At 69.5% G+C, this 21,309-nt stretch carries 21 protein-coding genes; 13 read left to right on the forward strand and 8 right to left on the reverse strand.

What is annotated here, in order from left to right; genetic code table 11:
• Positions 1–7 precede the first annotated feature (7 nt).
• The 5 genes from ACI2K6_RS15930 to ACI2K6_RS15950 are packed head-to-tail and all read right to left on the reverse strand — an operon-like array spanning position 8 to position 4,845.
• Positions 8–880 (reverse strand): hypothetical protein, encoded by an 873-nt coding sequence (locus tag ACI2K6_RS15930; RefSeq protein ID WP_061867358.1) that lies wholly within the window; start codon positions 878–880, stop codon positions 8–10.
• Positions 877–1,743, reverse strand: a complete 867-nt coding sequence (locus ACI2K6_RS15935; protein WP_144826663.1) for a type II secretion system F family protein — start codon at positions 1,741–1,743, stop codon at positions 877–879. Before ACI2K6_RS15935 ends, ACI2K6_RS15930 begins: the two co-directional genes overlap by 4 nt.
• Entirely contained in the window at positions 1,740–3,323 is a 1,584-nt protein-coding gene (locus ACI2K6_RS15940; protein ID WP_098471900.1) for a CpaF family protein, read from the reverse strand. Before ACI2K6_RS15940 ends, ACI2K6_RS15935 begins: the two co-directional genes overlap by 4 nt.
• Entirely contained in the window at positions 3,320–4,144 is an 825-nt protein-coding gene (locus ACI2K6_RS15945) for a hypothetical protein (protein ID WP_098471899.1), read from the reverse strand. Before ACI2K6_RS15945 ends, ACI2K6_RS15940 begins: the two co-directional genes overlap by 4 nt.
• Complete coding sequence (locus tag ACI2K6_RS15950) at positions 4,141–4,845, reverse strand: SAF domain-containing protein (protein ID WP_098471898.1); 705 nt, start codon at positions 4,843–4,845, stop codon at positions 4,141–4,143. Before ACI2K6_RS15950 ends, ACI2K6_RS15945 begins: the two co-directional genes overlap by 4 nt.
• A gap of 144 nt (positions 4,846–4,989) precedes the next feature.
• Here ACI2K6_RS15950 and ACI2K6_RS15955 point away from each other — a divergent pair, with 144 nt between their 5' ends.
• From ACI2K6_RS15955 to ACI2K6_RS15965, 3 genes are all read left to right on the forward strand, one after another.
• Positions 4,990–5,286, forward strand: coding sequence for a helix-turn-helix transcriptional regulator (locus ACI2K6_RS15955; RefSeq protein ID WP_098471897.1), 297 nt, complete (start codon positions 4,990–4,992; stop codon positions 5,284–5,286).
• A 184-nt stretch (positions 5,287–5,470) separates the two neighbouring features.
• The gene (locus tag ACI2K6_RS15960) at positions 5,471–6,394 is read left to right on the forward strand and encodes a ParA family protein (RefSeq protein WP_061873039.1); all 924 of its coding nucleotides are present in this window, start codon (positions 5,471–5,473) and stop codon (positions 6,392–6,394) included.
• Position 6,395: 1 nt separating this feature from the next.
• On the forward strand, positions 6,396–7,022 hold the full coding sequence (locus ACI2K6_RS15965; protein WP_098471896.1) for a hypothetical protein: 627 nt from the start codon (positions 6,396–6,398) through the stop codon (positions 7,020–7,022).
• Between the two features lie 52 nt (positions 7,023–7,074).
• On the opposite strand, the gene ACI2K6_RS15970 is transcribed toward ACI2K6_RS15965, so the two are convergent.
• Positions 7,075–7,980: a replication protein RepA gene (locus ACI2K6_RS15970; RefSeq protein ID WP_396747822.1), complete on the reverse strand. Its 906-nt coding sequence runs from the start codon at positions 7,978–7,980 to the stop codon at positions 7,075–7,077.
• 398 nt (positions 7,981–8,378) lie between these two features.
• Positions 8,379–9,185, reverse strand: coding sequence for a hypothetical protein (locus tag ACI2K6_RS15975; protein WP_031943871.1), 807 nt, complete (start codon positions 9,183–9,185; stop codon positions 8,379–8,381).
• A gap of 262 nt (positions 9,186–9,447) precedes the next feature.
• Here ACI2K6_RS15975 and ACI2K6_RS15980 point away from each other — a divergent pair, with 262 nt between their 5' ends.
• From ACI2K6_RS15980 to ACI2K6_RS16020, 9 genes are all read left to right on the forward strand, one after another.
• The gene (locus ACI2K6_RS15980; protein ID WP_031943872.1) at positions 9,448–9,675 is read left to right on the forward strand and encodes a hypothetical protein; all 228 of its coding nucleotides are present in this window, start codon (positions 9,448–9,450) and stop codon (positions 9,673–9,675) included.
• A complete protein-coding gene (locus ACI2K6_RS15985) occupies positions 9,672–10,766 on the forward strand; it encodes a conjugal transfer protein (protein WP_098471894.1) in 1,095 nt (364 codons plus the stop codon). The genes ACI2K6_RS15980 and ACI2K6_RS15985 overlap by 4 nt, the downstream gene beginning before the upstream one ends.
• A gap of 52 nt (positions 10,767–10,818) precedes the next feature.
• Positions 10,819–11,091, forward strand: coding sequence for a hypothetical protein (locus ACI2K6_RS15990; RefSeq protein ID WP_143741626.1), 273 nt, complete (start codon positions 10,819–10,821; stop codon positions 11,089–11,091).
• Positions 11,092–11,108: 17 nt separating this feature from the next.
• Positions 11,109–11,624, forward strand: a complete 516-nt coding sequence (locus ACI2K6_RS15995; RefSeq protein WP_098471892.1) for a hypothetical protein — start codon at positions 11,109–11,111, stop codon at positions 11,622–11,624.
• A complete protein-coding gene (locus ACI2K6_RS16000; protein WP_098471891.1) occupies positions 11,621–14,176 on the forward strand; it encodes an ATP-binding protein in 2,556 nt (851 codons plus the stop codon). The genes ACI2K6_RS15995 and ACI2K6_RS16000 overlap by 4 nt, the downstream gene beginning before the upstream one ends.
• Positions 14,173–16,119 (forward strand): hypothetical protein, encoded by a 1,947-nt coding sequence (locus ACI2K6_RS16005; protein ID WP_143741625.1) that lies wholly within the window; start codon positions 14,173–14,175, stop codon positions 16,117–16,119. The genes ACI2K6_RS16000 and ACI2K6_RS16005 overlap by 4 nt, the downstream gene beginning before the upstream one ends.
• Complete coding sequence (locus ACI2K6_RS16010; protein ID WP_396747819.1) at positions 16,116–17,882, forward strand: peptidoglycan DD-metalloendopeptidase family protein; 1,767 nt, start codon at positions 16,116–16,118, stop codon at positions 17,880–17,882. The genes ACI2K6_RS16005 and ACI2K6_RS16010 overlap by 4 nt, the downstream gene beginning before the upstream one ends.
• Positions 17,879–18,664, forward strand: a complete 786-nt coding sequence (locus ACI2K6_RS16015; RefSeq protein ID WP_098471888.1) for a hypothetical protein — start codon at positions 17,879–17,881, stop codon at positions 18,662–18,664. Before ACI2K6_RS16010 ends, ACI2K6_RS16015 begins: the two co-directional genes overlap by 4 nt.
• Before the next feature lie 387 nt (positions 18,665–19,051).
• Positions 19,052–19,174, forward strand: a complete 123-nt coding sequence (locus tag ACI2K6_RS16020; RefSeq protein ID WP_135019337.1) for a helix-turn-helix domain-containing protein — start codon at positions 19,052–19,054, stop codon at positions 19,172–19,174.
• A 43-nt stretch (positions 19,175–19,217) separates the two neighbouring features.
• Here the strand turns inward: ACI2K6_RS16020 and ACI2K6_RS16025 are convergent, their stop codons facing one another.
• Positions 19,218–19,769 (reverse strand): hypothetical protein, encoded by a 552-nt coding sequence (locus tag ACI2K6_RS16025; protein ID WP_143741624.1) that lies wholly within the window; start codon positions 19,767–19,769, stop codon positions 19,218–19,220.
• A gap of 271 nt (positions 19,770–20,040) precedes the next feature.
• Here ACI2K6_RS16025 and ACI2K6_RS16030 point away from each other — a divergent pair, with 271 nt between their 5' ends.
• Complete coding sequence (locus ACI2K6_RS16030) at positions 20,041–20,742, forward strand: hypothetical protein (RefSeq protein ID WP_098471886.1); 702 nt, start codon at positions 20,041–20,043, stop codon at positions 20,740–20,742.
• The last annotated feature ends 567 nt before the right edge of the window (positions 20,743–21,309 follow it).

Below are 21,309 nucleotides of genomic sequence, written 5' to 3' on the forward strand. Positions count from 1 at the left end.
GCGCGTCTCACGCGCTCATCAGCGTCAGCATCAGAGGGGTGAGGACGATTAGCGTGAACATCAACGCGATGAACATGATGATGTTCTTCATGCGGCCGGAAGCCTCATTCTCACGGGCTGCCTCGGCGTTGAGCATCCGCACGCGCATGTTGCGACCCAACGCGCGCAAAGGCTCGTAGACGCTGGCCCCATTGTCTCCGCTCAGGCGCATGATGCGGGCGGCATCGGTGAGCTCGGGGACGTGGAGCTGCGTAGCCAGGGTCTCCAGGGCGGTCCAGGGCTGGACCTTGGTGAAGCGAGCCCGGACCAGTTCCTGACGGATCCGCTGGAAAGCCCAGGTGTCGCCGATGGCGGCTGCGTTTTCCAGAGCCACCGTGGGCTGGGCGTTGCGGCCGCGCTCAGAGGCCAGCAGCTCGACGAATACCGCGACCGCGCGTGCGAAGTCAGTGCGTGCCTTGGTCGCTCGCTTGCGGGCGGCCGAGTCAGGTGCCAGCCAGGCGACGGCGGCGACGAGCAGGCTGATCAGCAGGGACAGCCACAGCGGCAGGGAGTAGAGCACCTGTGCGGCCACGCTCAGGGCGAGGCAGACCACGAACACGAGTGTGGCGCCGTAGATCTTGGCCCAGGTGTGGCGGCTGCGGGTGGTGCCCAGGATGTCCAGGTCGGCGTCGGTGAGGCCGTTGACCAGGGCCGGCGGCAGCGTGCGCATCGTCCACTGCGAGGCCCGCTCCTGCCAGGAGAGCGCGCCGCCTCCGGAGGTGCTGGTCACGATGCCGTCGAAGGCCGCCGCGCGCAGGCGCGGACGCTGGGGCAGCAGGGGCCAGATCAGCGCGGTCGCGGCCAGGCCGAACAGCATGCCGGCGATGATGATCATCATCATGACGAGCTCCTAGCGGTCAGCAGGCGGACCTGCGGCGGCGGGGCTACCACGCGGGTCATCCAGATGATGAGCCCTGCGGTGACCAGAGCCAGGACGAGGTAGAGCGCCTGGCCCAGCGGGGTCTGGTAGGCGGCCATGGGCCCGCCCATTCCGGGGACCAGGCACAGGGAAATCACCACGATGGTGATCACGATGCGGGCCTCACGGCGGGCGCCGGCGCGGTCGGCGTAGATGGCCCGGCGCTTGGAGACCTCTTCCTCCACGGAGGTGGAGAGGTCGTCCAGGGCGTTCGCCAGGCCCTGGCCGCGCTGATTGGCGGCCAGGATCAGCTGCATGACGACCAGGTCGCCGGTCTGATCTCCCCATTCCAGGCCCAGGCGCTTGAGGGCGTCTGCGGTAGGCCAGCCGGCCTTGATGCGGGCATTCATCGTGGCGATCTCGTCCCGGATCAGGTCGCCGGCGTTGGGCATGGAAGCGGCCAGTGCGGTTTCCAGGGAGGTTCCTGCGACGATCAGGCCGGAGAGCGAGCGCGTCCACATCTCCATCTGCGCCAGCTTCTCGATCTGGGCTGATCCCCCGCCGGAGCCGAAGGCCAACCGCAGGAGGATGACGGCGCCGGGCAGGGCGACGAGGTAGACGAGCAGGCCGGTGAACAGCGCAATGAAGAAGCCCGCGGCGGCGGCGATGCCCACCATGATCCACGTGTTGCGGTCCATGCGGCGGCCGAGTTCCTTGAGGGCGGTGAGCCAGCGCGGATCGGGTGCAGGGGCCTTGGGAGGGGCGGGCCAGAGCCAGTTCACGGCAGCCATGCCCAGGCCGAGGATGCCCAGGGCAAAGCTCAGAGGGAGCAGGAGCGAGCTCATCGGTCACCTCCGGCCAGGCGCAGCAGGTCGAAGCCGGTGCGCTCGAGATCGTTGCGCAGGCGGTTGTCCACGGGAGGGGCCACGGGCACGGCGTTCTCGTCGCCGGGACCCATGCGGAACAGGTCGGCCACCGAAATGCCCTTGTCGGTGTCGCCGGGCAGCACCTCGGAGATCGAGATGATCTTGCGCTTCACCGAGCCATCGGGCTGAGGCACCTTGCGCATCTGCACGACGACGTCGATGTGGTAGCCCAGCTGGCGAGCCATGTAGGTCTCGGAGAACTCGTTCATGCCCAGGCCGACCAGACGGCGCACGGCCTCCTCGCCGGAGTAGGCGTGGACGGTGCAGTAAGTTCCCGCGCCGGTCTGCATCGCGGAGATCATCGCGCCGATCTCCGAACCGCGGACCTCGCCGACCAGGATGCGTGCGGAGTTCAGACGCAGGGCCTTCTCCATGGCCATGGTCAACGTGTACTCGCCGATGGTGCTGCCGTCGGCGGCGCGCTCGCCCGATCCGGGGCGAGCCTGAAGCTCGATCGGCGGGACCAGGCGAGAGTCGAGCCGGTCCAGGTGCAGCTCGCGCTCCTTCTCGATGGTCACGATCTGCTCCAGCGGGCCGATCTTCTCCGCCAGGGCGCGCATCAGGGTCGTCTTGCCGTCGCCGCCGAAGCCGCTGATGACGATCGTCTTGCCGGCCTGCACGAGCGCCGTGAGGAACTCGGCGGCCAGGGGGCTCAGGGTGCCGTTGTCGACCAGCTGCTCCAGGGTGATGTTCACCAGCCGATGGATGCGGAATACGGCGGTGGGCCGCGTGGAGACCGGGCGGGCGGTGGCGGCCAGACGGACCGAGCCCATCAGGTCCATGTCCAGGTCGGGGTGGGCCGCAGAGAAGGGGCGGGACTCCTCCCCCGCGTTCGCGGCGAGGAACTGGAGCTCGGCCATCATCTGCTCATCGGTCTCGAAGACGGGAGGGCGGCGCTCCATGCTGCCGCCGGCCTTCTCCACCCACACGTGGTCGGAACCGATCATGTGGATGTTCTCCACCCCGGGCTCGTCCACGAGTGCCTGGAATCGGCCCAGACGGAACATCGCATCGAAGGTGGCCTGGCGCAGTGCCGCCTGCTCTTCGGCAGTCCATGCGGCGTCGCGGCCGCCGGTCTGCACGTTCTCACGCATCTGCTCGATGATCGCGCGGTCGATGTGCCGCCAGCCCATGGCGTGCAGCTCGCTCTCGGGCAGGTCGATGCGGTCGGCGGTCTCCTCGGCGTGCCAGTCCACGGCCTTGGCGCGCAGCACGTCGACGATCGACCAGAAGCCCGTCAGCTCCGTGGTGTTGCTCGGCCGGGCCGGGGCGCTCTGCTCGGCCTGCGGTGCCGGCTCGGGCACAGCAGTCAGCGGCCGGGACAGCCCGGGCAGCTCAGCGGAATCGGTGGGAGACGGGGTAGTGCCCAGCGGGCGAGCCAGGTGAGCGCCGGCGGAGGCGGGGATCAGGGACGGCCGGGCCGGCTTGGCCGGGGTGCTCTCGGTCAGGAACGGGAGGTTGAGCAGGTCCAGGGACATGTCAGGGGTCTGATCCTTCATCGCTGCTCTCCTCCGGTCTCGGTGGGCATGTCCGCCTCGATGAGCTGGCGGCGGGCCATCAGCGCGTCCGCGAGGGAGGCGTTGGCGGCACCGATGGCCCGCGTGTAGGAACGCAGCCTCCAGGACGTCGCCTGGGCGCCCCCGCCGAAGTGAGCGCCGGCTTCCGGGCTCTGGGGAAGGCGTCCACGCACCGGCAGGCCCAGCACCTTGGAGATGTCCTTGGAGGGGAACTCCTGGGCTCGATCTTCGACCACGAGCAGGGAGGACGTGTCCACCGCCCCCGCGGTGGCGCGGGCCTCCAGCACGGCCGGCAGATAGGCACGCGCCGCGGCCACGGAGACCAGGTCGCTGCGCACCACGACGCTCAGGTGGTCGCTGTCGCGCCAGAGCGCCTCCCGGCCGTGGGCGTTCTCGGAGCGGCCAGCGTCGACGATCACGTCGATGTCCTGGCCAGAGACGGCGCGCAGAGCCATCATCAACTCCGGCCAGAGGCCCCGCATGGATCGCGCGGCCATCGGCTCGGACATGGCGGGCAGGAGCCAGCGGGAAGGATGGCCAGCGTCCTGGCCCGTTCCCAGGTCGACGGCGTAGTCCCAGATGTCCTGCTCCGTCAGGGCCTGTCGCATGGAGTTGTGGGCGATGCCCATCAGGCCGCTGTCGGCCGGCATGCTGCCCTGCAACCACCCGGCGAGCACGGATGAGGGCTTGCTGACGTCGGCCTCCACGAGCAGCACAGGGCGCGGCCACTGCAACGTCATGGCCACGGCCGTGGTGCTCACCCCCGGGCTGACGCCGAAGGCCGCAAGGGTCAGGATGCTCACTTCTGCGCTCCCTGCATGATCACGCTGGCGGTGCCGGCGGCACCCCAGGTGGCGACCTTCTGGGCGTCAGCCTGCTTCACGCGCAGATCCACGGTGGTCTTCCCGCTGTTCTGGTCATGGTGGCTGGCCTCGACCACGGCCGCGACGGGGTCGTGATTCTGGTTCTCGTCACCGGCCTGGGTGTTCTGGTTGCCCGGGGTGAAGAGGACCTGGACGTGATCTCCTGCGGCCATCTCCCGGGCAGGCAGGCGCCCGACCTCCAGAGCCAGGCCCACCAGCGATTCGCCGTCCTCCACACCCAAGGACGTTGCCGTGGACGTGCGCGTGATGGTGCTGCCCGGCTGGAGGTCGGTCGTGGCCACCTGCCCCTGGATCTGCTGGGCCTCGGTCGCGGGGACCAGCACGCTGGGGTCGCCGGCCACGCGCACGGACGAGAGCATGGAGGACTCGATCTTCTGCCCTCGCTCCACGGGAGCGTTCACCACCAGGTAGGGCTTGGCCTCGTTGGCCTGGGTCCCCACGAACGCGCCGAGGCCGCCCAGGGCAGCCAGGGCGACGGCGGCAGCCACACCGCCCACGCGGCGCTTGGCCACCGGCGTCGGCGCAGGACGGCCCACGGGAGCCGCCGCGCTGGAGCCGGCCTCGCTGACGCGCGGGTTCTCGGTGGGGGTCACCTTGGGCGACCGCTTTCTCAGAGCCACCTTGGCCTGCCTTTCTCGCTACTGAGGGGACTGCACGGGGAGCGTATCAAACCTGCCAGCCGTAATGGCAGGTTGCTTGGTCCTTCACCAGACATAAAGCCCGGACCGCCCCCTCATGTCCCTCTGTACGGTAGACATTTCTGCATGAGCGCCCCCGCATCCCCCCTCGACATGGCCGTCGTCGCGTTCAACTCCACGCTGCGCATACGCATCCTCGTGTTGATCGCCCGCTCCCCCGGCCTCGGCGCCCACGACCTCGCCACGTCCCTGGACATCCCCCGCGCAACCCTCTCCCTGAACCTGCGCACCCTCGAGGAGGCCGGCCTGCTGACCTCCAGCGACACCTCCGAAGCGCGCCGGGGCCGACGCCTGACCTACCGCCTCAACCGGGAGGCCTACAGCGCGATGATCGAGGCCCTGGGCGCGATCGTCGAGCGGTGACCTCATGCCATACCGGCACCACATCAGGAGTGCCGTTCATGCCATACCACCGCCGTATGCACGCCAGTCCCCCACCGTCCGCTACACCAGTTGCACGCCATAACAATGCGGGAAATCTCTCGGTATTTCCCGAGAGATGCAGTAGACTGGAGGAGTCAGATCACAGGGAACCTAGGAGGTCCTCATGTCCACCCCTGCGCGCTCATACGCCATCCCAGGCGTCCTGGCGGTCGCCAACGGCAAGGGCGGTACCGGCAAGACGTCGCTGGTCGCCAACCTCTCCGGTCTGGCCGCGGCCGCCGGCATCCGCACCCTCACCATCGACCTGGATCCCCAGGGCAACCTCTCCCCCGACCTCGGTCTAGAGAAGTCGGACGGAATCGAGCTGCGTCGAGCCCTCGAAGATGGGGCGCCGCTGCCGATCTCCACGGATCCCATGCGCCCGGGCCTGGGCGTCGTTCGCGGCGGCCCTCGTTTGGCCGACATCATCAGCCTGCTGGTGGCACGCGGCTACGACGCCCCGCCCCTCGGGGCTCTTCTGCACCGGAGCCTGAGCCAGGTCATGGAGGAGTGGGACCTGGTCGTCATCGACACGCCCCCGGGAGACCGCGCCCTGGTCGAGGCCGCCTTCAGCGTCGCCGAGGGCGTGGTCATCGTCTCCAAGACGGATCTGCGCTCCCTTGACGGCGTCGCTGTGACGGCCGAGCGCTTCCAGGCCGTTCACGAGACCACGAACCCCGACGTGCAGCTGTTGGGCCTGGCGCTGTTCGACGTGGAGGCGCGCGCCGTGAAGATCGAGCGAGAGGCCCGCCAGGCGCTCGAGCAGATGCTCCAGGGGCTGGCCTTCGACGAGGCCGTCTTCACCGCCCGTATTCGGCACGCCGCCGGCGCCGCCCAGGACCTGCGCAAGAGCGGACGTCTGGTGCACGAGCTCGAGAGCGATGTGGCCCGCGCTCACCGAGAGCGCTTCGCGCGCATCAAGGCCGGTGAAGCCTCGACCTTCCATGCGTCGACCATGGATGGCCTGGCAGGGGACTACGCCGCATTGGCCCAGGAGATTCTGGGACGCCTGAGCGCCCTGGGCCAGGACGAGGAGGAGGACGCCTGAGATGGAGACCCCCAATCGAGCAGACGGACTCGGCGCTGTGTTCAACGCGCGTGGCCGGGGCAAGAAGAAGCCGGCGGAGAAGGTCGACTCTGTGCCATACGCCATGCCAGAAACCACGCCAGATGTCACACCGGAATCCACGCAGGACACCACACCGGAAACGGTGCCTGTCGCCACGCGGGAGACCGCACCGGAACTGATGCCAGACGTGAGGCGCGCGGTCCCGCAGGACGGCGCGCAGGTGGTCGAGCTGGACCGTGTGGACGTCCCCGAAGAGGAAGAGCTGGTCGTGCGCAACACGGCCGTCTACCTCCCCGTCCCGGTCCTGGATCGGTTGCGGACCGCGGCCGCCAAGCGGCATCGGACCTACACGGACCTGCTGATCGACGCGTTCGACGAGCTCAGCGACGATCAGCTCTTGGCGGCCTGCGGGCACAAGCCGCGTGGGGACGGGGGGATGCCGCGTGGGCGCCGAGGTGCCGCGCGCGGCCAGGGGGGCGTGCAGGTGCAGCTGCGCCTGGATCAGGAGCAGCGGGGTTGGCTGGATGAGCAGGTGGCCCGTCTAGGCGCCCCCTCCCGGAGCGCCATGGTCGCCTCGGTGTACGACGCCTGGCTGCCGAAGAGCTGAGCCGGCATGAGCAGGGGGGCGGCCCGGCAGGGCCGCCCCCCTTCGTGGTGCATCAGCCCACGCGCAGGTGCCGGGGGCGCTGGTGGGCTGCCCGCGGGACGTGGGTGGCGGAGGGGTGCAGGCGCAGGCCGGAGTCCACCACGGCCACCTTCGCCTGGGGGTAGATCAGCTTCACGGGCTCGAGGTTCTTCAAGAAGGCGGCCTTGAACTGGCGCGGCTGAGCGTACTGGGCGCCGAACTGGGTCTCCAGCTGGCGCCAGGAGACGGTGGTGGTGCGCTGGAGCGTGGACATCCGGTAGGAGAGCCAGACGTAGAGGTCCATGCGCATGGGGGAGCCGCCCAGGGCTGCCAGGGCGGAGGAGAGAACCGGGACGGGGGAACGCATGACCTCCTCGAAGTAGGGCTCGCTGAGCTCGATGCGCGCGTGGTCGGCCCCACGCTGGTACGTGAGCTCGTAGCGGTGGGCCACGTGCATGTTCTGGCCGCTGAGGGTGCGCCGGCCGGGCGTCTCGCGGCTGGTCTCGATGATGATCGAGGTCGTGCTGAGCCGGTGGAGCTGGTCCATCACACGGCGCTGATTCGCCCCGGAGGGGTAGGTGCCGACGCTGGAGAGGAACGCGCGCAGGGAGGGGCCGGGGTCCAGGTGGCGGGAGCGGGAGCGCACGGCCTCGGTGGACATCCAGATGAGCAGGGAGCGGGCCAGGACGCCGAAGGGGAAGCCAGCCGGGCCGGGGGAGAGCGTCAGGGTGGTGTCTCCGTTGCGTCGGCTCCAGTGGGGGACCGTGGCTCCGGGGTCGCGGTAGGGCAGGCTCAGCTGGGCCCAGATGCGGGTGGAGAAGGCGACCTCGCCGGGGTTCTGCTCGATCTCCTCGCTGAGCTCGAGCAGCCGCAGGCGCCTGGGCGAGAGGGCCGGGCGCGTGGCCGCGTCGATGGAGGTGATGTCCGGCGTTTGGTTCATGGCTGAGGTGACCTTTCGGACCCGATGACGGGTGGGCGTGGAAGGGACGGAGCGGGTGTGGAGAACTGCGGTCGCCGGGGAGTTATCCACGTGCATCTTGTGACGGGGGCTCATAGTCGGCGGAGTGGACGCAGATTGGGGGCGAAATCGGCGGGATCAAGCCGATCGCGTGTGTGCATCTTGTGACGGTGCGCCGGTCGGGCCGGAGGTTATCCACGTGCATCTTGTGACGGCCAGTGTGTGCATCTTGTGACAGCCACCCCGCCAGAATCGGCATGATTGCAACGATTTTGGAGGGTCCCCATGTAGTAAAACCACATGTATTCCTCCTGTAGTGGGGGGCGGTTTCGCTGTGCATCCGTGGATAGCCGTTCGGTGAGGTGGTCGCGGTCTGGGGTTCAGGCGGCCGGGGCCTGCTCCATGAGGGCCGCGTAGTCGGGAGCCAGCCCGCTGCGCTCCATGGCGTAGTCCTTCACGGCCTGGGTCAGGCGAGTGCGCAGGACGTTGATGCGCTTGCACAGGCCGCGGCCGCTGTAGCCGTACTCGTCGCTCAGGGCTGCGCGCTCGGCCTCGTCGGCCAGCTGGTAGCGCAGGAAGACCGCGGCGTCGCGGCTGGAGAAGACGGCGTTGTCTCGCGCCCAGGCGATCAGGGCGCACAGGTCCCGGGTGGCACGGCCGTTGTCGGCGGCCTCATCGTCGGCCGGCTCCTCGGCCAGCTGCGGCAGCCAGGAGGGCAGGGCCTCGACGTCGGACTGGCCGTCGTAGAGCTTGCGCTCGAGCAGGGAGTCCTTGAGCACGTCCATGGCGAGGTTGCCGATGCACGAGCCAGCCCGGTGCAGGGAGGGCCTGCGGATCCACTTCCACGCTGCGGCGATGACGGCGGCGGAGACCTCCTCGCGGGCGGAGTGGTCTCCGTGCATGGTGGCCATGCGCATGCGGGTGTGACGGCCGGCGATCAGGGTGAAGCGAGGCAGCATCAGCTGGAGGACGGCGCGGGCGCAGTCCTCGTCGCCGACCGCGGCCTGCTCGAGCAGGCCGCGCATGATCTGCTCGCGGACCTCCACGGTGCTGCGGGCCACCGTCTGGACGAGCTCGATGCCGGTCTGAGCGCCGTGAGGCCAGGGGTGGGAGGTCTCGGCGTAGCGCACGGCCCACTCGGCGTTCAGGCGGTCGATCACGGTCGGGGCGTAGGTGGTGGTGCTCATCGGACTCGGTCCCTCCATCAGTGGTGTCCGGGCGTCCCGGACGGGTCACTGACCAGCCAAACGAGCAGGTCGGGAAACGAATCTGGATCTGGATCTGGATCTGCCGATCGTCTGGATTTCCAGAACCTGGACCGCAGGAGATCGGCGTAATCATGCGGATGTGGGGGAGGGGCGGAGAAAAAGTTCCCGCACGGGAGGGACATCGGTTCCCGCGGGCGGCCTTTAGTCCGGTGAGAGATCGCCCGTCCAAGGAGCCCCCGTGATGTCCGAGCAGACCCCCGAGATCGTGACCGATGAGCAGCTGGCCAGCTTCGTGCGTGAGGGCCAGACCATGCGGGAGGCCGAGGCCGTCCTGGAGGCGGGTCTGGCGGACCTGTGTGCGCGGCCGTTCGACCAGGCCAGCCAGGAGGAGATGCGTCGCCTCCTGGACTCCGACCAGCTGCGCGAGGCCACCCTCATCGCCCGGCGGATGGGAGGGCAGGATCGGTGAAACTGCTCTCTCGCAAGAAGAAGACCGAGCCCGCCGCGGAGGCGCCGGAGCAGAACAGCCCGACGCCGGCCAAGTCCAAGGTGAACAGCCTGGCCTCCCGGGTCCTGCTCTACGGGTTCTACGGGGCGATGGTGCTGTGCCTGGGCCTGTCCGGCCTGGCCGTGGTGCTGGCCGCTTCGACGGCCTCCCAGCCGGCGCCGACGGTGGAGGTGCCCGACACGTCCACAGCCGAGGGCGTGGCGACGTCCTACGTCTCGGCGTGGCTGCGTGCCACCCGCGACGACCAGAGCCTGCTGGAGCCCTACATCGGTGGGACGAAGATCCCCCAGCTGCCCGTGGAGCCGCTGGGCGTGCTCGACGTCGCCGTGGCCGGCGTCCAGCGCGGCCAGGACCCGAGCATCACCTCCGTGACCGTCGCCGCCCACGTGGAGCAGCGCTCCGGGGCGCCGAGCGCTCCGCAGGGAGCGGAGGCGACCAAGAGCCTGTCCCTGCTGGAGCAGGCGACCGCCTCGCCGACGTCCTCCGCCTCGCCGTCGCCGTCCCCGTCCGCGGCCAGTCCGTCTCCGGCGGCCGCGGCCACCACCAAGCCGGTCTCCTACACGCTGCGGTACTACCAAGTGGCCGTCCACGAGCAGGCCCCCGGCCAGTTGCAGGTCATCGGCTATCCCACCCCGGTGCCGGGGCCGGCTCATGGAGACCCCGTCACCCTGAACTACTCCCATCGGGTCGGCCCGGATACCGACCTGGGAAAGATGCTCGACGGCTTCCTCCAGGCCTACGGCGCCGGCCGTTCGGATGTCTCCCGCTTCCTGGCTCCCGACTACAAGCTCGCCGCCATCGACCCCGCCCCCTACACCCGCCTGTACGTCCAGGAGATCCGCACCGACCAGGCCCTGGACTCCGTCCGACCCGGCACCTCGGTGCGTGCCCTGATCCAGGCGGAGGCGGAACTGCCCGACGAGAACGGATCCCGAATGGCCGTGACGGTGCCAGTCACCGTGCAGTTCCGAGAAGACCGATGGGAGGTGACATCCCTTGATCCGGCCCCCCTGATCGACGACTCAACCCCGCAGAACACCCCGACCCCCTGAACCTCAGCTCCTACCTGAAAGCGAGACCGACGTGAGCTCCCTGATCCAGGACATGTCTACTTCCATCCTCGTGCGCGCCGCGGACACCACCGTCCTCGGGGCAGACCTCTTCACCTCCATCAACAACCTGATCGCCAAGGCTCAGGGCACCTTCAACCTCTTGGTCGTCCTCATCGGCGCCGTGATCTTCCTGATCGGCTCGGCCCGCAGCAAGTGGACGTTGCCGGCCGTGCTCCTCAGCCTGCTGGCGGCCGGCCTGTTCGTCTGGGGCGGGCTCCAGGGCGTGCAGTGGGCCGCAGACTCGGCTGGCGCGACCATCAAGTGATCGGCCAGGAGTAAGCCATGACCGAGACCGGACGGTTCTACAGCAGCATCCGCCGCATCCCCACCACGCTCTACCGGCTGCCCGACGGCACCCGGGTGCCCGGGGGCCCCTACACCCTCGTGCAGGGCGTGGGTGGGGCCATCACGGTGGCGCTGCTGTGGGCCATCCGGGGGGCCTGGACCACCGGCTTCGACCTGCTCGACTTCGCGGGCGCCCTGGCCGCCGGTTTGGCGGTCACCTGGCTGCTGCGCTTCGCCCCGGACAACCTCCACGAGCTGGGCCTGGTCATCACCGGAGCCTTCTTGGCCTGGTCCAAGCCGTCCCACGGGCATTACCGCGGCGAGACGTTCGCCCCCAAGAAGGCTCCCGCAGGGATGCCCGAGAAGCCCTCCACCCCTACCGCTCCCGCCCGCGCGCCGGCCACCGACGAACCGCAGGGCGAGCCCGCGCCGACGTATCGGCCGATGGGCACCTCCTCCGTGGCCCGGCTCCTCCAGCAGAGCACGACCGAGAACAAGGACACCCAGCGATGAAGAACTCCCTCCTGTACCTGCGCGAGAACCTCATGTGGACCTCCACGGGCACGGTGTGGGCGATGTGGCGCGTGCACGGGCTGCCCTACGGCTTCGGCAAGGGCGAGCACAAGGAGCGGGCCATGCTCGCCCACCAGGCCCTCTTCCAGGGCCTGCGGGGGGAGGCCATGCTCATGGGCCTGTGCGCCGAACTCGACCCCGCCGCCGTCGTCGAGCGCATGCTCGACGGTGTCGACCTGGAGCAGTGCCCCAACTACCTCGAGGAGGTCGAGCTCTCTTTGGACGAGCTCGAGACGATCCCCGTGGGCGAGCGAGCCTACTGGCTGGCCGTGCCGCTACCGTCCAAGTCGATCACCGACCGCCTCCAGACCCTGATCCGCTCCGTCGACGGCAAGCTGCGCGAGCAGCTGGCCCTGCCCACCTGGCGACCCACGGAGGCGGAGATCCAGGCTCTGGGGCGCACGGCCGAGCACATCGGCCGGGCCATCCCCGCCGCCTTCAAGGCCATCCCCTCCTCTCCGGCCGAGGTCGCATGGATCTACGCCCACTCCCAGAGCCGGGGCCTGGGATCGGATCCCACCGCGCCCGCCGGCGGAGAGGACGTGCAGGCGTTCACCTCCGGGGCGAGCATTCCCGAGCCGCTCGTGGACGAGGGCGGCCAGTCCGACGTCAGCGCCAAGGAACGGCTGAACCCCTTCGGCCGCCGGTACGTGAAGATCGCCTCCGAGACCACCGCAGGACAGGCCTCGTACCAGGTGGTGATGGCCCTGACCGCCGGCCCCCGCGAGGGCTTCACCTTCCCCGACGACGAGTACGTCTCCTACATCGACTCCCTCAGCGTCAACGCGGACTGGATCATGCGCATGAACGTGCTGCCGGCCAAGCGCGCCGCCGCACGGAACAAGCGTGCCGAGGAGAAGCTCAACGAGGAGTACAACCAGCAGGAGGGCGACTCCCACGCGATCACCGGCGGATCAACCCGCCTGGACGCGATCGCCGAGGACCTCAAGGCCTACCACGCCGCACTGAACTCCTCGGAGGCCGAGGTCTCCGTCGACGTCGCGGTGATGTTCATCGTCGGCGCCGAGACCCCCGAACAGGCCCAGGACCAGGCCCAGATGATCCAGGCGGCCTACTCGGCCCGCGACTTCAAGGTGATCACGCCCCTGGGCTACCAGGAGTCGCTGTGGTGGGCGTGCCTGCCAGGCACGCCGGCCTCCTCCGTGGTGAAGAAGCTCGAGCTGTTGGTCACCGGCCGGCACCTGGCCTTCGGCGTGCCCCTGGTGACCGACGCGCTGGGCACCCGCACCGGATTCCGGCTGGGCACGAACATCTCCTCCTCGCGCCGCAGTCCGGTGTTCATGAACATCGGCGGCCTCATGGAGGCCGACATGTCCGGCTCGTTCGCCGTCACCGGCGAGAACGGCTCCGGCAAGTCCACCCTGCTGAAGATCGTGGCCGGCAACGTCTTCGACCGCGGCGGCCAGATCGTGGCCATCGACCGCTCCGACAACACCGAGTGGGCGGCCCTGGGTCGACTGCTCACCGAACGCGAAGGCTCCCAGCCCACCGTCGTCGAGCTCGGCGACACCCGCTGGTCGATCGACCCCCTGCGCCTGTTCCCGGGCAAGGTCGCCGCGCGCGTGACCCGCTCCCTGGTCTCCGTGCTGCTGGGCTTCGGCTCGAACTCCGCCGAGGGCCGGCTGCTCGGCCAGCTGCTGCACCCCGACTACGCGCAGGAGCACCAGATCACCTCCATGGGGTCCCTGGTAGCCCACCTGCTCTCCGGCCAGGGCTTGGCGGGGGAGGAGCCGGAACAGACCCGCGCGATCGCGTTCGGCCTCCAGAACGTGCAGTCCACCGAGTTCGGGCCCCTGCTCTTCGACGAGTCCCTGCCGACCCTGGACCTGTCCTCGCGCTTCCTCACCTTCTGCACCCGCGGCGTGGAGCTGCCCCGACGCCACGAGCTGGAGTCCGCCGCGCTGAAGGCGGAGCTGCCGGTGGAGAAGGTCATCGGCCGCGCCCTCTATGCCCTGATCGTGGCCATCAGCCGCGTCGTGCTCTACGCCGACGACTCCATCGAGTCGCTGATGATCGTCGACGAGGCCCACCACGCCACCGGCTCCCCGGAGACCGAGCTGGAGCTGTCCAACGTGGTCCGCTACGGCCGCAAGCACAAGGCCGCCGTGGCGTTGGGCTCGCATGACGCGTCAACGGACTTCGGATCCCAGCAGCTCCAGGCGCTGATCCCCGTGCGCATCGTCTGCCGTTCCCGCGACTCCAAGATGGCCCAGCGCAACCTCGACTGGATGGCCGACATGGGGCAGGACGAGTGGGTCGAGCTGGTCACCTCCGGGCTCTCCCCCCTGGACGACAACGAGGAGGTGGCCCCCGAGCGCCGCGGTGAGGCGCTGATGCGTGACGCCTACGGAAACGTCGCCAAGATCAAGGTGCTTCCTCCGCTCTCGCCGGCCCGCTTCAAGGCCGTGATGAGCTCCCCGCCCAAGCGCGGAGCCTCCACCGAGACCGCCAAGGAGCTGGTGCACGCATGAGCGCACGCGGATGGATGCGACGAGCTGGCGTCAGCGCTGCCGTGTTGCTGACCATGCTCTGGGCCGCCCCGGCCGCCTCTGCGGCCCCGGCAGCCCCGGCGCAGTCGGGGGTGATGGGCCTGGAGGAGTGGTCCCAGCAGGTCACCGACTCCTCCGGTGTGCCCATCTCCAAGTACGAGGCACTGCCCCTGGACCACGGCGCCGGCGGCATTGACATCAACCCCGCCCGCGACGCGCTGGTCTCCGTGCTCGACTTCTTCTGGGGCCTGCACTACATGTGCGTGACCACGTGCATGTGGCTGCTGCACACCCTGCTCGGCTTCCAGTGGGTCTCCTGGTTCTCCGGCCCGATGGAGGTCCTCGGCCAGAACTTCGGGCAGCTGGTCGCGCAGATCCACTGGATCCCGCTGGCGGCGATGATCTCCGGCACGACCATCGGCCTGCTGTTCTTCATGCGCAAGCGCGGCGCGGCCTGGGGGGAGATGTTCGTCTCCGTGATGATGGTCGTGGTCGCCACGAACATCGCGCTGAACCCGGTCGCCTACATCACCGGCCCGGACGGCGTCCTCCAGACCTCCCAGCAGACCGCGGCGCAGATCGCCGTGGAGGCCACCGGAGGCAAGGGCGCGATGGACGGCGGCGCGGACGCCTCCTCGGCCCTGGGCCAGTCCGTGATGGCCGACCTGACGGACGCGATGCTGCGCGGGCCCTCCCAGGCCGTCGCCTTCGGCCAGTTGCTCGAGGGCAGCTGCGCCAGCACCTTCACCGAGACGATGAAGGCCGCGGACCCCATGGACGTGGAGTCCAAGTCGGTGATGGACCCGGTCAAGGGGTGCAGTGATTCGGCCAAGAGCTGGTCCGAGTCGACCTCCTTCACCAAGGTCGCCCCCATGCTCATGACCAACCTGGGCTCGGCAGCCTTCGCCGTGCTCGTGGCCACCATGGCGGTGGTGCTGTTCCTGGCCGTGCTCATCGCCCTGTTCTACGGGGTCTACCAGGCGCTGGCCGTGATGATCTCGATCCTGCCGGGCACCTCCCGCAAGGAGTTCTTCGGCGCGTTCGTCGGCGTGATCGCCTGCGGTGTGGTCATCGTGGCCGCGATCGTGCTCGTGGCCGTGTCCCTGCGCCTGGTGGCCAGCATGTTGCTGACCACCGCAGCCCTCGGTGTGACCCTCCAGATGCTGTTGCTGGTGCTCATGCTGATCGCGCTGATCTGGCTGGTGTTGCGCGTGCGTCACGGGATCATGAAGAAGGGCGACCAGACCGCCCGCTGGCTCTCGCGCTTGGGCGCTGGCCAGGAGAAGAAGTCCAGCGTGCCGATGAAGTCGCTGGTGGGCATGGCGGGCACGGCCCTGGGCGGCTACAAGTTCGGTCGCCTCGGTCTGGCCAAGGGCGGCGGCCAGGACGGGCCTGCGCGCTCCCGGCCGACCGGCGGCGGCGCCGGCCCCTCGGGCGGCTCCGATACGCCCAGCGGAGGACCGCGCCGGCCGGATCCCCGCGGCCCCCAGGTCTTCGGCCGTGCCGCGCGCGCCGACGGCGGCAGCGGGCCTGCGCGCCGGCGCCGTCCGGGCGGGCAGCTGCCCCCGGCTCCGCTGGTGCGTGCCGTCGGCGTCGGGGCGGCTGCCATCGGTGGTCCGATGGGTGGGGCGGTCAACGTCGTTGCCCAGGGCGCGGCCTGGTCCATCGAGCGCCAGAACCGCAAGGAGCTCACCGGCCCCGGCAAGCCCCAGCGGGTGCCTCGCCAGTCCCGGATCACCGTCGGCAGCGACGGCAAGGCCACCGTGACCCCTCGCCGGCCCGAGGTCGTGGAGGGCACCGTCGTGGATTCGAGCCAGGGCCCCCAGCAGCCCCCGCGGCGGCCGCGGTCGGACAGCACGGAGGCCACCCAGCGGATGCGCGAGCGCCTCCGGGCCGCCCAGGGCCCGCGGGGGCAGCACGCATGAAGCGCCGCGCCGTCTTCATCGGGGCCGGCGCCGTGGTGGCCGTCGTCGCCTTCGTGGTGGTGCTGATCCTGCTGATCATCCTGATGATCGGTGGCGCCCAGCAGAAGCTGAAGATGCAGCAGTCCTCTCTCTCCTGTGTCGTGGGGGGCCTGACTGCCGCGGACGGGTCCCTGGCCATCCCGCTGATGGGCCGGGTCACCTCCGACTACGGGCCGCGCCCGAACCCCTTCGGGCCCGGGTACATCCCCCCGGGCTCCACGAGCGAGGCGCCCTTGCTTTTCCACGGTGGCGTGGACATCGGCGGCATCCCCGAGGGCACCCCCATCAACGCCGTCATGGGCGGCACGGTCATCGGCACCAACATGGAGGGTGAAGAGGGCGGCAACATCCTCAAGATCGACTCGGGCAACGGGATCGAGTGGCGGTATGTCCACATCGCCAACGGCACCACCGTGGTCAAGCCCGGCCAGCAGGTGAAGGCCGGGGACCACCTGGCCGGAGCTGGCGAGACCGGCGTGGCCACGGGCGTTCACCTGCACCTGATGCTCTACGTCAACGGCGAGCGGTCCAACCCGCAGACCTGGCTGGCCGAGCGCGGCCTGATCCTGGAGAAGGGCCAGATGCCCCGGCTGACCTCTCCGGCCGGCGGCGGTGCCGCGGGGGCGGCGTCCTCGAGCTCGGCGGCAGCCTCCTCAAGTTCGGCTCCCTCGGCCAAGCTGGCCAGCGGATCCTCGCCCGCGGGCGCCGCCGCCTCGGACGGGCAGCCCCCCAAGGTCAACGGGCCGGTGCGGATCACCTTGCCCGAGGGCAGCGAGTGGACGCTCTCCCCGGAGCAGGTGGAGAACGCGGCCCTGATCATCGGGGTGGCGCGCGAGCTCAACATCTCGGACAAGGGGATCCAGGTGGCGCTGATGACCGGGCTCCAGGAGACCATGCTCCAGAACATGGCGAACCCGACCCTGCCGGAGTCCATGAACTTCCCGCACCAGAAGACCGGCACCAACAAGGACTCGGTCAACGTCTTCCAGCAGCGCACCGTGGCCGGCTGGGGAAGCGTGCCGGAGCTGATGAACCCCGAGTACGCCGCACGAGCGTTCTTCGGCGGCCCAACCGGCCCGAACAAGGGCATGCCCCCGGGCCTGCTGGACATCCCCGGTTGGGAGGGCATGGCCCCCGGGTCGGCTGCCCAGGCCGTACAGAACTCGCGCCACCCCGACGAGTACAACAAGTGGGAGAACGCGGCGAACCAGATCCTGGGCCAGGTCACCGGCACCACCCCCATGATGTGCCAGGGCGCCGGCGGGGCTGCGGCCGCAGCCGGCGCCACCTCCAGCACCGCCCCCGAGGGCAACCACGCCCTGGACGAGGACACCAAGCGCCTGGAGATCCCGGCCGACTTCTCGCGCTCGAAGATCGTCTCCCGCGCCGAAGCCGGCATCGGCGGCACCTACACCTACGGTGCCGCGGAGTTCCGATCCTGGGATGCCACTGGGCTGGTCTCACGCGTCTACCAGGACAACGGGATCGACATGCCCCGCCAGGCCCCGTGGACCGTGGGCAAGCGCACCGAGACCCCGCAGCCCGGCGACATCGTCGCCCAGAAGTGGGACCCCACCCGCGGGCGGTGGGAGCACGTGGGCATCTACGTCGGCGACGGCATGATGATCTCCGCGATCAACGAGTCCGCCGGCACCCGCAAGCACCCGGTCACCCAGACCGGCACCGACACCGTCTACTTCGACGTGATCCAGGAGAAGAAGTGAGCCGCACGGACACCACCCGCCACCCCCAGGACCCCCAGCCCCGCACGGGGCGGGCCTGGCCCTTCCTGGTCGGCGCTCTCGCCGCGGCAGGCGCCGGCGCGTGGCTGCTCACCGGCACCCCCAGCGAGCAGGCGCCGGAGGGACCGGCCCCCACCCCCACGGCGGCCGCGAGCTCGACGGCCGGAGCCTGGCCTCAGCCGTCGGCCAGCACCGCCCCGGCCAGCGCCGCGAGTCAGGAAACGAATCGGGAAACGACCCCCTCCACGGGGCCGTCGAAATCTGGAAACGCCCAGGTCAGCCCGTCATCGGTCAGTGCGGCGCGCAGCTCCCAGATCGAGGTGGAGAAGGCCGCCCAGGAGCGAGCCGTGCAAGGCCTGGACCCCGACGCCCGCAAGCGTGCCGAGGACGTGGCCAGCCGGTTTGCGCAGGCCATGAACGCGCGCACGTGGCAGACCAGCCGGCAGCAGTGGCGGGAGGCGCTGGCGCCCACGGTGAGCCCTGAGCTGCTGAAGACGCTCGACGTCGATCGGGACTGGGAATCCGACGCCCAGCACCGCTTCGTACAGGCCAAGGCCAGCACGTCGGTGCAGGTGCTCGAGTCGCGCGCGCAGACCGTTCAGGGCGAGCGCGTCGACGTCGCGCTCATGGTGGCCACCGAGACCACCGGTGAGGACCCCTGGGTCACCGCGCCGCGGACCGAGCGCCCCATGACCGTCGTCGTGGACACCACCCAGAACCGGGTTGTTGAACAGATCGACATGACCCCGCACGGCGGCCTCTGAGACGCCCCCCGGCCAGGCCCCACGACACGTAGACCAGCGGCTGCGACATCTTCACGCGAGCTCCCCAGCGGGAAGCCGTGCCATACGAGCACCAGCGACCGGCGAGCATCCAAGGAGCACCGAAGGTAGACGGGAGCCAGAGCGCAGCCGTGCGCGGGCGAGCAGACCGGGAGCAGGCAGCCAGGGGCCCGGCGGAAACCAAGCCGCACGAGGGCCAGAGGGAGGGGAGTCTGCCGCCACTGCCGGGCCACAGATCCACGGGAACCTCGAGGTAGGCCCGCCAGATCCAGGCCAGCGAGCCGCCCCTGATCCACGCCCCAGAGACCCCCTCTGGGCCTGGATCAGGGGCGGCTCCGTTCGGGGGATGAGCAGCAGTGGCGAGGCGATGTGCATGGGCCACACGGGGGCGGGAAGTGCGCCGGCGACATGACTCCGCGCGAGATCGCGGACGCCGCCGGCGTGTCCGTCTCGACCATGTACCGACTACTGCACATGGATGAGGCAGCCTGAGTGGTGCCCGCCCCGGCGTCCATTCGACTCACGAAGAGGCGGGCTAGGTCGCCGTCGAGGCGCCCTGCGAGTCAGCCAGCATCTCTACGACTCGCACCCAGCGGCCACGCTTAGTGCCGTGCCCGTGCTCAACGACAGCCCGAACCCACCGGGCGCCACCCGGTGATTCTCGCGCCCACTTGAACACCGATCCTGCGACCTCTCTGCCATGCTGATCGACACGAAGGAGTTGCTCGCGTTTGCCGACACCGAGCGTGAAGGGAAGACCGTTCCCTTTGCCCCGGACGTGATGATTGCTAAGGGTCTCGAGGCGCACGTTGACCGTCTTCGGCCGGGACCCTCTCCAGGAGATCCGCTCGAGCCTCACGGCATACACCTCCGCCTCGAGCGTTCGGCTCATGTTGCGGATGAGGACCCTGCGGCCGTCAGTGGTGAAGTCCGCCTTCAGCCTGAGCCCATCGTCGAACCGGAACCATAGCGTTAGTCCCAGTGAGATGACCGAGACGATAAGCGCCCCGATAGCAATCCAGTTGGGACCTCCCGCCTCAACGAGTTGCACACGTACCGGGTCCGTCATTCCGCTCGCTCCGATCACGAGTGCAGACTATGCGCAAGTGCCAGGCATAGGACGAGGGGCGAAGTGAGGCGGCCGCCGGCACCAGAAACGGGATGGTGCCGGCGGCCTGTGGGACCGCACCGCTAGGCGGTGGGATCGCGGCCCGCGCGCCCCGACCTCGGAGGGGGGATGGGCCGGTGACGCACGCCCAGGCTACGGGCAGCGAGAGCGCGCGGGAACACCCTGTGGGCAACTCGGCAGTGCCCCAGCGCGCGCCGCCATGCCCACGGTCCGCCCTACGCTGTGCCCCATGACCACCACGCCGTCAGACCCCCGGCGACCGCCCACGGTCGACGACGCCGTGCAGCAGTTCATGAGCCTGAGCCAGGAGTTCCTAGAACTCGTACCGCGGCTTCAGACCTACACCACCGGCCTCTCGGCGCGCGCCTCCCCACCGGTGAGCCATGTCCGCACTACGCGCCGCGTCCTCGTGCTGGCCCTCTCCCTCGGCCGGAAGTTCATGACGCCTGGAGAGGCGACCTACCTTCCCGGGCTGCTGGAGCGCGTCTACACCGAACGCAAGGAGCGCATCCCGTTCGCCCTTCGTCGGCCCGTCCGCACAACCGTGCAGCAGGTCAGCGCGGCACTGCGCGACCTGTACTCCACCGGCCCGGACGTGTCCCACGCTGACGGGACCACTACCACTGCGGCCCAGGCATGGGAGCAGGTCGCCTACGGGCACGTGCTGCACCCGGACCACGAGAAGTGGTCCGCGGGGAACGCGCTCGCCTGGTGGGCGACCAGCGCGAACGGGGCGTTCGCCGTCACGCGTCTCCGGATGCTCATCGTTCTCACCCGCTCCCTCATTGAGCAGTTGGACGAGGAGGGCGTGTTCGACGGCCTGGGCTACCTCGAGAACCTCTGGATCAACGAGGACCTATGGGCGGAGGATGGGTCACCCGTGGATCCCGAGACCGGGTCTGCGCGCGGAGTGGCGGGCCCGGTCTGGTAGGCGAGGAGCCACTCAAGCAGAAGCGGAGCCCTGCGGGCCCAGGTCTCCCGGTCCCTCACTCCAGTCGACCCGCCGCCCTCCGCCCCCGCTCTGCGACATTCGCCCACGACCAGTAGACCCCCTCCGTCCGGAGGGTGTCTCTCGTGTGGCCCTAAGTGTCAAGCTCCGAACGGCGTGTTGCGGTATGCAGCATATTCACGCGTTTGTGCAATCTTCGCTGCATCTCGACAGCCGGAGACGGCACCGCAGGAGTGCCGTTCAGGTGCCATAACGCGAGCGGGAAGCCCGCGGGAAGAGCGGGAGTCGAGCGCCTCCACCCATCGGGAAATCCTGAAGGACGGGGAAGAAAGAAAAGCGAGATTTTGCCCTCTGGAATGGGCTGATTCGCTCGGGTTAGCCTCCTCCTCTCGACTCCGTCTCGCTGAGGAGGCTACCCGACGAGTCAAGTCCATGGAAGGGGGTACCGGGGTGATCTGCCTTCCACATGATTGCGTTTTTACGGCAGGGGGTACCGGGAGGCGATCAGAGGGGGGGTGCGTCGGCGAGGCGGGGGGAGGGACATCGGCG

Origin of the sequence: Microbacterium sp. NPDC006705, from assembly GCF_044903545.1 — a bacterium.
GTDB lineage: Bacteria > Actinomycetota > Actinomycetes > Actinomycetales > Microbacteriaceae > Microbacterium > Microbacterium plantarum.

What these genes read in the sequence shown, in the direction of transcription:
- ACI2K6_RS15960 (WP_061873039.1), top strand. Translation starts at nt 5,471, where the DNA reads ATGTCCACCCCTGCGCGCTCATACGCCATCCCAGGCGTCCTGGCGGTC.
- ACI2K6_RS16010 (WP_396747819.1), top strand. Translation starts at nt 16,116, where the DNA reads ATGAAGCGCCGCGCCGTCTTCATCGGGGCCGGCGCCGTGGTGGCCGTC.
- ACI2K6_RS15990 (WP_143741626.1), top strand. Translation starts at nt 10,819, where the DNA reads ATGTCTACTTCCATCCTCGTGCGCGCCGCGGACACCACCGTCCTCGGG.
- ACI2K6_RS15965 (WP_098471896.1), top strand. Translation starts at nt 6,396, where the DNA reads ATGGAGACCCCCAATCGAGCAGACGGACTCGGCGCTGTGTTCAACGCG.
- ACI2K6_RS15935 (WP_144826663.1), bottom strand. Translation starts at nt 1,743, where the DNA reads ATGAGCTCGCTCCTGCTCCCTCTGAGCTTTGCCCTGGGCATCCTCGGC.
- ACI2K6_RS15955 (WP_098471897.1), top strand. Translation starts at nt 4,990, where the DNA reads ATGAGCGCCCCCGCATCCCCCCTCGACATGGCCGTCGTCGCGTTCAAC.
- ACI2K6_RS15930 (WP_061867358.1), bottom strand. Translation starts at nt 880, where the DNA reads ATGATGATGATCATCATCGCCGGCATGCTGTTCGGCCTGGCCGCGACC.
- ACI2K6_RS16030 (WP_098471886.1), top strand. Translation starts at nt 20,041, where the DNA reads ATGACCACCACGCCGTCAGACCCCCGGCGACCGCCCACGGTCGACGAC.
- ACI2K6_RS15970 (WP_396747822.1), bottom strand. Translation starts at nt 7,980, where the DNA reads ATGAACCAAACGCCGGACATCACCTCCATCGACGCGGCCACGCGCCCG.
- ACI2K6_RS15995 (WP_098471892.1), top strand. Translation starts at nt 11,109, where the DNA reads ATGACCGAGACCGGACGGTTCTACAGCAGCATCCGCCGCATCCCCACC.
- ACI2K6_RS16000 (WP_098471891.1), top strand. Translation starts at nt 11,621, where the DNA reads ATGAAGAACTCCCTCCTGTACCTGCGCGAGAACCTCATGTGGACCTCC.
- ACI2K6_RS15975 (WP_031943871.1), bottom strand. Translation starts at nt 9,185, where the DNA reads ATGAGCACCACCACCTACGCCCCGACCGTGATCGACCGCCTGAACGCC.
- ACI2K6_RS16005 (WP_143741625.1), top strand. Translation starts at nt 14,173, where the DNA reads ATGAGCGCACGCGGATGGATGCGACGAGCTGGCGTCAGCGCTGCCGTG.
- ACI2K6_RS15940 (WP_098471900.1), bottom strand. Translation starts at nt 3,323, where the DNA reads ATGAAGGATCAGACCCCTGACATGTCCCTGGACCTGCTCAACCTCCCG.
- ACI2K6_RS15980 (WP_031943872.1), top strand. Translation starts at nt 9,448, where the DNA reads ATGTCCGAGCAGACCCCCGAGATCGTGACCGATGAGCAGCTGGCCAGC.